Annotated in this window: 12 protein-coding genes; 8 read left to right on the top strand and 4 right to left on the bottom strand. The window is 39.8% G+C overall.

The genetic code is table 11. The annotated features are described in order from the left end of the window. Nucleotides 1-21 precede the first annotated feature (21 nt). Nucleotides 22-1,182 carry a tetratricopeptide repeat protein gene (locus I6E82_RS16850; RefSeq protein WP_197118338.1) on the top strand — a complete coding sequence of 387 codons (1,161 nt, stop codon included), beginning with the start codon at nucleotides 22-24 and terminating at the stop codon, nucleotides 1,180-1,182. Between the two features lie 29 nt (nucleotides 1,183-1,211). Here I6E82_RS16850 and I6E82_RS16845 read toward each other — a convergent pair whose 3' ends face one another. From I6E82_RS16845 to I6E82_RS16830, 4 genes are all read right to left on the bottom strand, one after another. Then, a complete protein-coding gene (locus tag I6E82_RS16845) occupies nucleotides 1,212-4,028 on the bottom strand; it encodes a TolB family protein (protein ID WP_197118337.1) in 2,817 nt (938 codons plus the stop codon). A gap of 122 nt (nucleotides 4,029-4,150) precedes the next feature. After that, entirely contained in the window at nucleotides 4,151-5,698 is a 1,548-nt protein-coding gene (locus I6E82_RS16840) for a PH domain-containing protein (protein WP_197118336.1), read from the bottom strand. Continuing rightward, nucleotides 5,691-6,224, bottom strand: a complete 534-nt coding sequence (locus tag I6E82_RS16835; RefSeq protein ID WP_101217652.1) for a PH domain-containing protein — start codon at nucleotides 6,222-6,224, stop codon at nucleotides 5,691-5,693. Before I6E82_RS16835 ends, I6E82_RS16840 begins: the two co-directional genes overlap by 8 nt. Nucleotides 6,225-6,260: 36 nt before the next feature. Continuing rightward, nucleotides 6,261-7,109, bottom strand: coding sequence for a D-hexose-6-phosphate mutarotase (locus I6E82_RS16830; protein WP_197118335.1), 849 nt, complete (start codon nucleotides 7,107-7,109; stop codon nucleotides 6,261-6,263). 427 nt (nucleotides 7,110-7,536) lie between these two features. On the opposite strand from I6E82_RS16830, the gene I6E82_RS16825 reads away from it, so the two are divergent. The 7 genes from I6E82_RS16825 (at nucleotide 7,537) to I6E82_RS16795 (ending at nucleotide 14,914) form a co-directional block, all read left to right on the top strand. Further along, entirely contained in the window at nucleotides 7,537-8,019 is a 483-nt protein-coding gene (locus I6E82_RS16825; RefSeq protein WP_010554531.1) for a MarR family winged helix-turn-helix transcriptional regulator, read from the top strand. A 99-nt stretch (nucleotides 8,020-8,118) separates the two neighbouring features. Further along, nucleotides 8,119-9,444, top strand: a complete 1,326-nt coding sequence (locus I6E82_RS16820) for a hypothetical protein (protein WP_007580455.1) — start codon at nucleotides 8,119-8,121, stop codon at nucleotides 9,442-9,444. A 128-nt stretch (nucleotides 9,445-9,572) separates the two neighbouring features. Further along, on the top strand, nucleotides 9,573-9,968 hold the full coding sequence (locus tag I6E82_RS16815; RefSeq protein ID WP_007580453.1) for a YbaN family protein: 396 nt from the start codon (nucleotides 9,573-9,575) through the stop codon (nucleotides 9,966-9,968). A 124-nt stretch (nucleotides 9,969-10,092) separates the two neighbouring features. Then, entirely contained in the window at nucleotides 10,093-10,725 is a 633-nt protein-coding gene (locus I6E82_RS16810; RefSeq protein ID WP_197118334.1) for a PepSY-associated TM helix domain-containing protein, read from the top strand. Next, the gene (locus I6E82_RS16805; RefSeq protein WP_197118333.1) at nucleotides 10,725-11,234 is read left to right on the top strand and encodes a DUF2271 domain-containing protein; all 510 of its coding nucleotides are present in this window, start codon (nucleotides 10,725-10,727) and stop codon (nucleotides 11,232-11,234) included. The genes I6E82_RS16810 and I6E82_RS16805 overlap by 1 nt, the downstream gene beginning before the upstream one ends. A gap of 34 nt (nucleotides 11,235-11,268) precedes the next feature. Further along, entirely contained in the window at nucleotides 11,269-12,114 is an 846-nt protein-coding gene (locus tag I6E82_RS16800; protein ID WP_169045215.1) for a DUF4198 domain-containing protein, read from the top strand. A 268-nt stretch (nucleotides 12,115-12,382) separates the two neighbouring features. After that, nucleotides 12,383-14,914 carry a TonB-dependent receptor plug domain-containing protein gene (locus tag I6E82_RS16795; RefSeq protein ID WP_197118332.1) on the top strand — a complete coding sequence of 844 codons (2,532 nt, stop codon included), beginning with the start codon at nucleotides 12,383-12,385 and terminating at the stop codon, nucleotides 14,912-14,914. Nucleotides 14,915-15,041: the final 127 nt, after the last annotated feature.

Below are 15,041 nucleotides of genomic sequence, written 5' to 3'. Positions count from 1 at the left end.
ATTTAACAATGGAGTGGGTTTATGATGTTTTATAAAATAGCAGTCTGTATTACTTTTTTATATTTAGTTGGATGTAACACAACCAAGGTTCAGCAAGTAGAACAACAAATAGAGCTTGAACAACTATTAAACCATTCTTTGTTTAATAAACTCGACACTCCTTCTGAGTACAGTATTTTCGAGCTGCCAAATGCTGAAAAAGAAAAATTTTTAGCTTATGCCGAAAAACAAAAACAGTCTGAAATCCGTCATGACCGCATTATTTACAACTACCTCGAAAGCAACTTAGCTAACTTTAAATACCACGGCGATACACTTACTTCAGCCCAAGCCTTAAAACTTTCGCAAGGCAACTGTATTAGCTTAGCTGTTTTAACACAAAGCTATGCACAAGCTCTTGGGTTAGAAACAAGCTTTCAAGAAGTAACAAGTCAGCCTGTATACGCAAAAGAAAATAATGTTGTTTATGTAGCAAGTCACTTTAGAACAAGAGTATACGCCCCAAAAGTAGATAAAAAAGATGATAATATTGTTGAATTTTTCAGAGCGGGCACCTTAATCGACTACTTTCCTACCCGTCGCAGCTTTTATTCAAGCAGCGCAGACTATAACGATTTAGTTTCTAAGTTTTACAGTAACTTAGCTGCAACAGCGCTAGCAGACAAACAGCTGAATATTGCTTACTCACTTATTTTACAAGCAAACAAATACACTCCCAATGATCCTGAATTATTTAATATAGCGGGCGTTTTGCATCGTCGGGCTGGTGATTTACAAAGCGCTAAAAACATCTATCAAACAGCACTTAGTAATAATGAAATAAGTATTAATTTAATCAGCAACTATCAGCTTTTAGCTAAAAAATTAGGCGACAAAGGGCTTGTTAAAGAGCTCACCTCACAATTAATTAATAAAGAGAAAGACCCATACGAATTACTAGTGATCGCTAAAAACAACTTACAAGCTGGCCACGCTCATCAGGCTAAAGCACACCTTGAGCAAGCTATTACTAAAGCGCCTTACATTGCTGAGTTATACTTGGAACTCGCAAAAGTTCGCTATCAACAAGGTAATATTAAACAAACACAAACCTTACTTGAGAAAGCAATTGAACTAGAACGTGATAATCAAAAACTCGATGTATATCAAGCTAAGTTACTGTCGTTACAAATGGACAAATAACTTAGCCAAACCGTGGTTAACTTTAAACGCTAAAGGGAGTAATAAAAGCTCAGCCAAGCACGCATTTCATCTTCAAAACTGTCGCCTTCTACTTGCGACAGTCCCATATTAAACGTTAAATCGTTTACACCTGCTGGCCCCATTCCAAAACTAAAGTCACCTTGGTATTTTAAGCCGTAGCTTTGTGCGTATACGGTGTCGTCGAGTTGATGTTGCTTATAATAAAGCCACGGCATGCCTTCTTTAAAGCTAAAGCCGCCACCGTAGCCTTGATAGCGCTTTGCAGTTGCACTGTAAAAAGGCAGCTCAGATGAAAGTACATATTCACTATTTTGCTGCTGATTAATAAGATTTGAGCTAAAGCCACCTAATGCAAGGCTGCTGTCGTCACGTTGCTTTTGATCAAAGTTTGCATAAAGAGGAATACCAAACGCTTTACCAAAAATTTTGGCGGCTAAATCATAACCTTGCCAATTATTACTTTTGCTACTGCCATCGTACCAACTCGCATAAATACTTTGGCCTATAGCAAAGTATTGACGATCATATTGCCAATTTTGAGCAATACCTAAACGCGTCCAACTTTTATGGCTTTGCTTATAATCAGTGTAATTGTAGGCAAGCTCTGGCGTTAAACTTAACTGCCCAAATTTAACGGGGTAACTTATTGCGGCAAAACCACCACGGGCATCCATGTCTGCACTTAGACTTTGCTGAGACTGGCGCGATGTATCTAAATTGTAGTCAAACAGTGCAAGTTTCAGTTTTACATCAAGCGCATTATATTTTGCCTGCACATAACCACCGTGCAATGCCCCATCGTGTAAATCAGTGCTATAACCCGCTTGTAAGTCGAGCTGCTTTAATAAGTCGCTACTTTTAATGCTTAAATCTAACAAACTGGTAGAAGCCGAATAATACTGAGAGCCAAGCGCAAAGGTAGCGTGCTGGTCGAGCACGTTGTAATTTGTTTGCGCTGTAGTTTCGTGCTTATATATTTTAGCTTTTGGAAGTGTATGTTCGTTTACTATTAGCAGCGGTGCTTTTTTGTTAGCTGCAAACTCAGTAACTACAGTGCTTTTTATAGCTTTTGGCAGTGTTTTGATGCTTGGCCCATCTGCAGTTATCGAAAAATAGAGTAACGAGCCATCGGCCATTTCAATCGGGTGGGCAACGGCTTCCTGCCCCTGAGTTAACTTGCTGAGTGTTTTACTCTCTATGTTGTAGTTATAAATATCAGTAGCGCTATTTAAGCCTGCAACAAAGTAAAGTGACTCGCCATTATGGCTAAAGCTTGGCTGACTTATATATTGATACCCTTTTGGCATAGGTACTAATTGCTGTTGATTGTCGCCTACATCTTGTATATACAATTGCCAGTTTTCATTTAATGACGTTGATAAGTAAGCTAATTTAGTTTCATCAGGACTGAGTATTGGGTAATCGTAAGTTGTCTCAAGGCTTTTTGTAAATAATGGTGTGATGGTTTGCGTATTGAGATCAACCTTTACTAATTCAGAGTAGCCATCTCTTATTTGCTCGCCATACAAGGTTTCGCCGTTACTGGTTACGCTAAATCGTCGTATACCAGCAAGTTCGGTAAGTTGTGTAATATTTCCAGTGTCAGTGTTATAGCTAAATATGTCAGACACTTTGTTATAAATACCCGACTCTTCATTGCTGTACGCATTGAAATATAAAGTTGTGCTATTTACCCATTGAGGATTTGCAATACCGGCTCGGTTAATTTGATTAAGCACTTGTTTTTGTTCGCGCTTAAACACACTGGGCGCTGTATCGGGAATATCTTGTGCATCGTTTTCGAGTAGCTCTTTTTGCGCTTTAGTAAACTCTTCTTGCGCTTTAATGTTGTCATCCGTGCTATAAATTATAAGCTTGGTATTACTTTCTTTATCTCGCTCAACAATCGCAATTTTACTACCATCTTTTGAAAGTGCTGGGTTACTTGCATATAAGTTAAGCTCAAGCCAAAGTTCACTATTAAGTAACGGCTCCCCTTGCTCTATTTGCATTGCTTTATAGGTATATTCAGCTATAAATCGGCGATATAGCTTGGCTGCACTTTGCCCAAACACACCGCTAAATGCCTCATCAAAATTCCGCGTTTTTACGCCTTGCATTCGCGTCCAAACACTATCGAGTGTTTGTTCTGAATAGTTTTTCTCTAACCAATTTAAAAAGCGACTACCCATTAAATACGCCATTGAGCCGCCCATAAAGCCCTGCTCGCCATTTAACTGCCCATAGGTTGGCAGTGCGCCCTGTTGAGCAAATTCTCGCAGTATTGACTCTGAGTAGTTATCAAACAAACGCCCACGACCCGTCATTTTAGACTCAATCAATGTGGCATAACCTTCGGCTACCCAGCGCGGCGTATCACTGTAGGTTAAGTCGTATAAATCCCATATACCACGTACTTTCTGCTGCCAGTCATTGCGTGTAGGCTGTGCTAAGTGCACTAAGTGAATATATTCATGCAACACAAGCAACTGCTGCCAGCCAGAGTTGTTTGATATAACTGTGTCGGATTGTGGTGGGGTTGTAAAAAGTGCCATTACAGGGTTACTTGAGGTAGGTAGCGCAAAGCCGTTTGCTGCATTTAGGGGATCAAACACCACTACATCAACTGTTTTATCAAGTGCTCTGTTTTGCTGCTCAAGCACTTTGGTGCGTACTATTTCAAGCTCTGTTGCAGTTGATTTAGCAAAATCAGCATGCTCAACACTGTAGTGAATGTTGAAATGTTCAGTATGAATAGTTTGCCAATCGGCTGCAAAGCTTGGTGCTGCTAGTAATAAAGCTGATGCGATAAGTGTTTTTTTCATGAGCGTCCCTAAAAGAATTCCTTAATACCATCTAGGGTATTATTAAATGTCTTTCATGGGCAGTAAGAAAGTGTAATAAAGCATGTGCAAATGTGTATTTACACATGTTTTATTAGGGGAGTTTACATCCAGCTGCGAGTATCTGACTCAATCTGCTTAATTGTAAAATCAATAATAAAGTCAGCATCTTGCTGCTTTATGTAGGGCATAAATACAAACCCTGAAGCAAGTTGTATATACAGGCTTTTTAAGCCTGATTTTCTCATTAAGTACGTACTTATACTGCGTGCACTTTGCGCTTTATAAAGCTCAAAAACACGGTAATGAACGCCAATCATACCTTTGCGTACAACCATGTAAAATCGACCATTATCCTCATGCATGTAATAACCATAACGCTGATACGACAAAGTTACCAAGCCAGAAAACACCACCAAAACACCAAGGCTTATCAAAGTATTAATATCAGCAATAAAACAAAAGCAAAACACCAATGCACTGGGTAACAGTGAATAAAAGCCTAAATTTTTATACAAAAGCGCTCGCTCTGCGCGCTTAAAAGCGAGTTTTTTACTATTAAACCACGGGTAAATCCACTGGCATACACTATCAACTTGTTCGCTATTTAATACAGGTAATACTAACGTTTGTTTATTTTTTTTAGCCGCAACACCGGCTGCTATTCCGCCGCTACTTGCTTGCAAGCACTCAACGGTAAATCGCTTTAGTAATCGCCCCATTAGGTTTTGCTTAATAACAATAGATTGCACTTTATCCATGCTCATAGAAAGCTGATGGCGCTCTAACAAGCCAGCAATACGTTTAAATTTTTGACCTTTAAAATAAAGCTCAAAGTTATAAAAACGAATAAGCGACATAGTCACCGATAGCATTACAGCCACCAAAACTAACAAAACAATTAAGGTGATCATCGCAAAGGTAGCAGCACTTGCCAGCATACCAAGCTCTTGTTGGTAAAAGCCTTCTACTTTCGCAATAATTTGCTTCTCTAAAAAATCAACAATCAGGTTTATAAAAGGGGCCAAAGCAGCGATTGCTAAAATAGCCATATTCGACATCAAACCAAATTTGGCTATTTCTTTATTGCTAATGCTTAGGCTGTTTTCGATAGTGTCTGTTTCGCTTTGTTCAGTATTTTGTATTTCTTGCTGTTGCTGCGCTTTAAAATCAAATATTTGTTTACGCATTTGCTGTGCGTAATCTTTAGTGACGCCAGGTAAAACAACTTCTTGCGACACACTGCCAGCTGCATCAAAAATACAATTAACTAAGTTTACGGGGGTAAAATAAAATGGCTCGGCAATATTAACGTTTTGCACACGGCCAAATTTAAGCGTAAGTCGCTCTTTTTTAAATACACCTTTGTTAAGCAATATTTCGTTGTCGCTACTAATACAAAACTTAAAATTTAAATAATATAAAAATGAGTAAATAAGCAACGAAATTAGCGCAATCCCACCTGCAACCTGCGCCCAAAACAACTTATTTTCTACTTGAGTAACAAACACTACAAGCATAGGCAGTAAGTTTAAAAGACCATCTTTTACAAAGCGCACACTAAAGTGCACAACAAAGTATAAAAGTGCCCAGGGCGATACTTTCTGCCAGTAAATAGGGCTCGCTTTATCTTCGATAGTTGTATTACTCATCGGCTAAAGCTGCCTGAGTAGTTGCGTCGTCTTGGCGGTAGTTTTGTACAAATTGGCGCATATTTTTACAATCATCATGGGTTAGCCCACTAATTTGTAAATCGGCACTTACACCGCCAGCGCTAAATAATTTAATACTCGCAAGGCTAAGTTTTCGCTCTATTGGCCCTTGGTGTATTTCCATATGCTGTACACGCGCTAAAGGTAATACCGTCACTTGTTGCCAAATAACGCCTTTTTTAAAAGCAATGTCATGATTTCGCACTGCAAAACCTCGTAACCTCACACTTATCATGTTGTACGCCATAGATACGGCCACCAGAATAGGCATACCAATTAGCAAATACGTTTGTGCATTATTAGCAAAGGCTTCATTAAAATAACAAACAGCAATAAGCGCTCCAATTAGCGGTATATAAAACAGAAGCGAGCTAAGCTGTGTATGTAATAAGGCTTTATCAGCCAATGGCTTAAAGCTAATATCACTATGCTTTGGTAAATCCATTATTTGTTGATTGTTAAACACTATTTGTCCCTATTCCTGCTTTTAATTATGACTAGCTTACCAACTAATGGTGGTTATTAAGGTGTGGCTTTGTTTTGGCTCAAGCGTTACTTTATCTGTCAGTACATTAGCAGCCTCTAAGCAGAGCATTGTTTTATACTCATCGTCAGCAAAGTTAGATAAGCGTTTTGATTTTTCTATCCATGGGTTCCACAGTACACACGAACTTGAGTTTTCGCGGCTCACATTAATAACACCTTCTGGCGTATTAATGGTTTGCACTGTACTTGCTTGTGTATAAACCATATCGGTTTCGCGATTAAAGCTTACAACATCATTTTGTACAAATGGCCCTTCACTAAACTCAATATATTGCGCGCCTTGCAAACCATCTACATGGGTATTTGTAATGTCTGATGTAGGAAAATAGGTATGCAGCGCTTGGGTAAAGCTAAATGGCGCACTCCCTAAGTTAGTGGTCGTTAAGCTAACCTGTAATTTATCGCTTAATACAAACTCAACTTTTAATGCTGACTGATGTGGCCAATACGTTGTATTAACAAGCTTCATCGGTAGCTTTAAACTAACTGTAATTTGCTCATCAGATTCGTGTACTTCATCAGCTTGCCACACGCTTGTGCGCGCAAAACCATGGGCAGGCCAGCCATCATTAGCGTGTGTACCAAACCACGGCCAACAAATAGGAATACCACCTCGAATACTTGCCCCTTCTTGATAGGTTTCGTCTTGTGATACCCATATAAGTGGCTTGTTATTTTTAGGGATAAACTCGGTAATTTGCCCACCTTGCAAAAATATTTTTGCGTCGCACTTTGAGCTAGCTATTTTAATAAACTCAAGACCGGTTTCGCTTTGCTCAATGCTAACTGATGGCGATAATTTCATACCTTCCCCTATAATACTGATACTAAAGATTTTTAATATTTGTGCAGAAACAATAATGCATGCTTAAAGTATACGCTATTGATATTAAATATTGATTGCTGAATTTGTTCATTGCCGATTAATACATATACAGTAAACTCACAAACAATTACTTTGTACTAACAGCTGTAAATGAATAATACTAAAGTCTATACAATAAGACTTGCCAATTATTCACAACATACGTACTGTGCGCAACTTAATGCACACAAGATGCTAAGAAAATTTACTATAATTTAAACAATATAATTTTACATTAGTTACTGCTCTAACTATTAAAAACCAACAAAAGCGGCCTAATGTGCAATATATTGTTTGAATTCAATTTATTTGATGTGTAACATTTCGCGATTACGGCAAGCTACCGCCCCATCGATGAGATAAGCAAATGCAAAAATATGACGAGTTATTGGTTTCTTTACGTAAAGTGATCCGCGCGATTGACTTACATTCTAAGCAGCTAAATAAAACTTCGGGTTTAACTGGCCCACAATTGCTTATAATGCAAGAAGTTAAAAAAACCGATGGAATAACGGCGAGCCGTATTGCTCAAAACGTAAATTTAAGCCCAGCAACGGTCACCAATATTCTCGACAGAATAGAAAGCAGAAACTTAGTAACACGCGTACGCAGTCAAATGGATAAACGCAGAGTGAGCTTATACCTCACCGAGAAAGGAAAAGAGTTACTTGATAAAGCACCTCAGCCATTGCAAGAACACTTTATTGAAAAGTTTTCTGCGCTTGCTGAGTGGGAACAGAGCCTTTTACTCTCATCAATGCAGCGTGTAGCCGCGATGATGGATGCAGATAAATTAGATGCATCGCCCCTTCTAGAAGTTGGTGCACTTACTCAAGCTCCTAAAGAATAAACAATAAAAAAAATACATAGTTTTGTACTTACTCTAAACGTAAGGCGTTTTTTGGCGTCTTGAATTTTTTATTTTTTAATCACAAGCAGAGCGGCTATTATGACTAAACTCTCAAAATTAACACTAGCACTAGTCCTAGGTGGTGTTACAAGCACTTCTTATGCGTCTGATGATCTAGACACACTACAAAGCCAACTTAAACAGCTAAAGCAACAAATGCAATTGCTTGAAAATAAGTTAGCTGATGAAAAAACAAAACAACAGCAAATTAATAAGCAGCACGAACAACAAGTTGCAAACATCAGTAAAAAATCTGATCAAAAAGTAGTTGAAGTTGCCGCAGCTGAACCTGAGAAAAAAGATGAAGGCATTAAAGTTGGTGGAGCAATACGCTTTAATTACAGCACCAACACATACGATGAAGATACCCAAGATCGCGGTGGCGATTTTGATTTTGATATTTTCCGTATAAATGTATCTGGTGAGATTAACGATATTTCACTTAACGGCGAAATACGTTTTTACGATTACATGACCGTTGTTAAGTATGCTTACTTAGGTTACGAGTTTGCAGATGGCTGGGAAGGACAAGCAGGTATTGCCCCCGTGCCTTTTGGTAATGGCCCATACAACTCACACAGCTACTTTTTCAGTACTAATTATTACGTAGGTCTAGAAGACGATTTTGATTTAGGTGTAGTAGTAAAACGTAAACTTAAAGATAACTGGAAACTAGACCTAGGCTTTTTCAAAAATGATGAGCTAGGTGGTATAGACGGTGGCTCTTCAGATATTAACCATCGTTACTCTTACGACATTATTGGTAGTCGCTCAGCAGAGGAAGGTACATACGATGCACCTGGCTCTCGCATAGGCGAATACAATACGTTTGCCGGGCGTGCAACATATCAAATTGAACACAGCAAAAATATAACTACCGATGTGGGTGTATCACTATTAAGTGGTGGCTTACATGACGGTAACGATCGTGCAGGTAACTACGGCGCATGGGCATTTCATGTTGATAGCACAATTAACAACTGGAATATCCAATTTCAACACGGTGAATACGACTACGATCTAGACGACAGCAGCGACCGTTTTGTTGTTGGTGCGTATGCTTATTACGATACCGTATCTAGCGAAGCAACTATGACTAACTTTAACGTTGCTTATAATTACTCGCTTGATTGGGGCCCAGTTACCGACATTCAATTTTACAACGATTACGGCATTATTTATGACAAGTCTGACGACAGCGCAGATACATGGATGAACGTAACGGGTATGAGTGTTGCTGCAGGTGGTTTCTTTAGTTACTTCGACTTTATTCAAGCACGTAACCAGCCATTTATTGGCGGAACAATTATTGGTGATGGCGATACAGAACGTCGCTTCAACATAAATATTGGTTACTACTTCTAAACTGTTAACCGCATTTATTTTTTAAAAGGGCAAACTTAGTTTGCCCTTTTTTATTGATTTTAAGCTTCGAATTAATAGCTATTTAGCCTACAATTAGAGATACCATAACACGCCTAAAAAGAGCCTAAGTGAATATAAAAGCAGTGTTTATTTGTTATAAAAACTTATGGTTTAAAGCGCTTGGCTTAATACTTGTAGCCTTGGGTATTATTGGCATTGTGTTACCGGTCATGCCTACCACTATATTTTTTATTTTAGCGCTCACCTGCTTTACTCGCTCATCACCCGCGCTTGAACAATGGCTGTTAAACCACCCTCGTTACGGTGTAACTCTGCAGCAATGGCAAGCCCATAAAGTAGTGCCTGTTAAAGCCAAATGCTACGCCGCCATTGGCATGTTAATTGGATTTATATTTTTACTGTATTCAGCCGCCCCTATTTGGGTTATTTATCTCGTTGCAGTAATAGAAGTATCGGTAATGATTTACCTTATTTTAAGACCTTCCAGCCCCCCTAAGCATTAAATATTCATTTTTTACCTGCATACCACCTCTGTTTTAAAGTTTTTATGTAAAGATAAGTAAGTAAATTTGTAATAGCTAATGCAAATCATTATCATGTTGTAAATTTAATTTATTTACTGTTTTTATGTCGTTTATTAATAAGCGGGCTTTGTATAGTACAAGCCGTGCTCTACATATTTATATTTCTACAGCTTTGTTTTTTTTGCTTATTTTATTTTGCATTAGCGGCATTGTGCTCAACCATATTGATTGGCTTAAAAACGATAAAAATAACGGCCAAGTAACGGCGGTAATTCCAGCTGAGCTAGTTACCAAAGCGAATGAGCAGTTAAATACGTTGCCAACGCTTTACCCAGAAATAGAAGCTTACTTAGCCGAGCAATATGCACTTACAAAAGTAAAAAGCATTGAGTGGGAAAAAGAAGACGCGCTCGTCATGCTCGACTACCCACTGCCTGCAGGGTTTGCCTACGCAGAGCTTGATTTTACAACTGGCGAGTTAAACCTTGATTACCAAACAGGTGGCTTTTTAAGCCTTATTGGCGACTTACATAAAGGCCGCCACAGCGGTGAAGTATGGAGTTGGGTAATTGATATATCTGCCGTACTAATGATTTTATTTGCCATCACCGGCATGATTATTTTGTTTCAAAACAGAAAAAAACGCTTAGCAGGAATATGGATAACCATACTAGGAGTCGCAACTCCACTGGTTATTTATTTATGTTGGGTTCCACAAATAAAAGGAGTGTCTTAATGGTTAAATTTAAATTATTTATAAGCGCCGCATTACTGCTCGTAGCTGCGTTTTTTCAAACAACGGCGCATGCGCAAACACCACAGCTAGAGGTTGAATTAACGCTTCCCGACTTAGAAGTACAACCGTATCACCGTCCATACGTTGCAGTTTGGCTTGAAACACCAGAGCGCAAACACGTTACAACGCTTGCACTTTGGGTACAAAAAGCAGAATGGTTTAAAGACTTACGCCAATGGTGGCGTAAAGCCGGTAAAAGCGATGCCAACTTTGACGGCATTAGCGGCGCAACAAAACGCGCGGGTACTTACACTATAAATTGGCAAGGTAATGATTTAGACGGTAACCCAGTAAAACCAGGTAAATACTTACTAAATATTGAAGTTGTACGCGAAGAAGGCGGCAGAGATTACGCCCGTGTTGAGCTTGATTTAACTAAATCAGGCAAGCTGACAATTGATGGTAAAAACGAGTTTTCTAAAAGCTTCGTCACTGTAAGCACTAAGTAGCTGCTACTTAATTATTTGAATTTAAGGAAATACAATGAAAATTAATTTATTAAAAACTGCATTAATCGGCGCATTGAGCTTATCTGCTTTAGTGTCAACTTCGGCAAGTGCACACGGACGTTGGTTACTACCTTCGCACACATCTTTATCAGGCGATAAAGCGCATTACGTAATGATTGACGCAAGTATTTCAAACGAAATTTTTGCACCAGACAAAGCCTTTAAACCTAAAGAAAAAGGCGCCGAGTACGACGACACATTATTAATGGCACTTGCGCCTAATGGTGAGCCAGTATCTGAAACGATCCGTGCTTATTACTTAAAACGTAAAAGCTCAGCTGCGGTAAGCTTAACAGAGCAAGGCACTTACCACATTGCAATGACCCAAAAGCCAATGTACATGACCTTCTATAAAAACGAAGAAGGTAAGCGCAAGCGTGTATTTGGTAAGAAAACAGACGCCGAGTTACCTAGCAATGCAAAAGATGTAACTACAACGAAGGTTGTTTCAACAGTAGATACATTTGTAAGCCGAAATGGCACCTCAAAGCCTGCACAGTTAGGTTTAGGCTTAGAGCTTAGCGGTCCAACGCATCCAAACGATTTATTTGTAGGTGAGCAAGCACGTTTTCAATTACTACAAGATGGTAAATCTGCTGGTGAAGGCATTGAAGTAAGTATTTTAAAAGGCGACACGCGCTACCGTAACGAGCGTGGCGAAGTAAAAGTAACGACCGATAAAGAAGGTATGTTTACAATTACGTGGAAAGAGCCAGGCCTATACCTAATCGAAACCTCTAACAAGGTTACCGTAAATGAAGAAGGCGTAGATGCAGGACGTTATGCATTATTTACAACGCTTGAAGTTGCCCCTGAATAATTTTAATTACTAAATTTAAAAAATTGAAAGGCCAAGCATTTGCTTGGCCTTTTTACGTCTTACTAACTTTTATCTAAAATTCCCTTGAATTCGCAACCATTCGACACAAGATTGCAACTACAACGATCCAAACGCCTATATCGCGCGTAAACAGTGACCTTATATGTTAACAACTTAGAATATCTTAGATAGTTTTTATCTTTGCACTAGGGTAGTCGCTTCTATATGATGCGCTCCTTTTCGACTAGCAGCTCTTGGGGAACAATTAATGACTTTTAAGCGTTTATCTGCAAATAAACTAGCACTTAGCTTGGCCGTTACCACTGCACTTAGCACACCTTACTCTATGGCCGTTGCCGCAGAGCAAGATAATCAAGCAGAAAAGAATATCGAAGTAATTTCGGTTACCGGTACTCGCAGAAGCTTACGCAGTATTGCCGAAAGTACGGTACCCGTAGATATTATTACCAGCGGTGATATGCAAAGTACGGGTCAGCTAGAAATAAGCCAAATACTAGCAAACCAAGTACCTAGCTTTAACTACCCAAGTGCCACTATGGGTGATGGTACTGACCATGCAAAACCAGCTGTTTTACGTGGATTAGCACCCGATCACACATTAGTACTTATAAACGGTAAGCGCCGCCATGCCGGTGCGCTATTAAACTTAGCAGGTGTTGTTGGCCGAGGCTCTACAGCTGTTGATTTGAACATGATTCCAACCTCTGCAATTAAACGTGTTGAAGTACTACGTGACGGTGCAGCCGCACAGTACGGTTCTGATGCAATTGCTGGCGTAATTAACATTGTACTTAAAGATGCCTCAGAAGGCGGTAGCGTTAGCGTAACGTACGGTAAATACGACACTCAAATGGCTGGTGTATCTCAGCTAGAAAGCACCTATGCAGACGCAAACGGCGACTTAGCGTTTAATACCGGTGGCGACAGAGAAGTAAACGACGGTGCAACACGCACGGTTAGCGCAAACTCTGGTTTTGCGTTATCTGATAACGGCTTTGTAAACGTATCAATTGAATACCGTGATAACGACTCAACTCAACGCTCAGGCTTTGACCCACGCGAACAATACAGCCGCCTTGATGATGGCAGCCTAGACCCACGTGAATTTACTATCGATCGTTACAATCACCGTTTTGGTAAAGCAGACCTTGAAGATTACGCGTTGTTTTACAACATGGGTTACGATTTAGATAACGGCTTAAACCTTTATTCATTTGGTAGCTACTCAAAGCGTGAAGGTAATTCAGGTGGTTTTTACCGCCGAGCAAAAGACAGCCGTAACGTTTTAGAAGTGTACCCAGATGGCTTTTTGCCGCAAATTGAAACAGACGTACAAGACTACTCATTTGCACTGGGCTTACAAGGCGAAACTAACGACTGGACATGGGATGTAAGTACCAACTACGGCCGCAACGACTTTGGTTTCGGTGTTGTAAATAGTATTAACACATCACTAGGTGCCGACAGCCCAACCGAATTTGACAACGGTGCATTGGTTTACGATCAGTTTTTAGTAAACGCAACGGCCAATACCACACTCGATTTAGGCTTACCTGATGACGTATTTTTTACCGTAGGTACTGAATACCGCCACGAAAGCTACAAAATAGAAGAAGGCGAAGAAGCATCTTACATCACCGCACTTGATAGCGATGGTAACCCAATTGCAGCCGGTGGCGCGCAAGTACTTGCTGGTTTTGGACCAGAAAGTGCGACTGAAGAAAGCCGTCATAACATCGCTTTATTTGTTGAGTTTGATACCTACTTAACAGAAAAATGGAACGTCGTTTTAGCGGGTCGTTATGAAGATTACAGCGACTTTGGTGACACATTTACTTCTAAGCTTGCTTCGCGTTACAGCATTACTGAAAACCTATCGCTGCGTGGTGCAATTAGCACAGGTTTCCGTGCGCCATCTTTAGCGCAAAGCTCGTACCGCCAAATATCAACCGTACTTGAAAACAACCAACCATTTGAAGTGGGTTTATTCCCAACTGATTCTGCAGCCGCGCAAGCGCTAGGTGCCCAGCCATTAGATGCTGAAGAGTCAGTAAACGTTACAGCTGGCTTTATTTACACTCAAGGGAGCTTTAGCTTAACCGTTGATGCATACCGTATTGATATTGATGACCGTATTGTATTGTCTGAAAACTTAGAAGGCGATGCAGTTGTTGAAATACTACAAAATGCCGGTGAGCTAAATACCGAAAGCGTACGTTACTTTACCAACGCTATCGACTCACGCACGCAAGGTGTAGATATCGTTGCCACTTATAACCTAGATTTAGACAACTTAGGTGATTTACGCTTAAACGTAGCAGCTAACTTTAACGATACCGAAGTAACACACGTAAACGACAACCCAGCACAGCTTAACTCACTAGGTGACGACTACGTAGTGTTTGCGCGTCGTGAAGTAGGTCGCTTTGAAGAAGGCACGCCAGATAGCAAATGGAACCTATCTGCAGTGTGGAACTTTAACGAATGGCAAACTACCCTTCGTGCCACACGTTATGGTGAAGTCGCTGATATATCAACAACAGCCGATCGCGATGAATACTTAGACCCTAAGTGGATCACCGACCTAGAAGTGGCATACCGTCCAGACGAATATTGGAAATTTGCCATAGGCGCAAACAACTTATTCGATCAGTACCCACAAGCAACCGTGGATAACATTGGTTACTCTGACTTTGGCCAAATATTCCCGTACACACCGTATGCACCTTACGGATTAGACGGACGCTTTTTATACGGTAATATTACTTACAGCTTTTAATTAGTTCCCTAATAAAAGCAGAGCAATTATAAAAGGATGCATCACGCATCCTTTTATATTAATAATTAGTTATTTTAACCACTTATTAGTATTTCAACTTTCATAAAAAACCACCACTCTATATAAA

It is taken from the genome of Pseudoalteromonas sp. NZS11 (assembly GCF_015864765.1).
Classification (GTDB): domain Bacteria; phylum Pseudomonadota; class Gammaproteobacteria; order Enterobacterales; family Alteromonadaceae; genus Pseudoalteromonas; species Pseudoalteromonas arctica.
The sequence above is the reverse complement of the archived record's forward strand: the minus strand, read 5'-3'. Positions and strand labels throughout refer to the sequence as shown.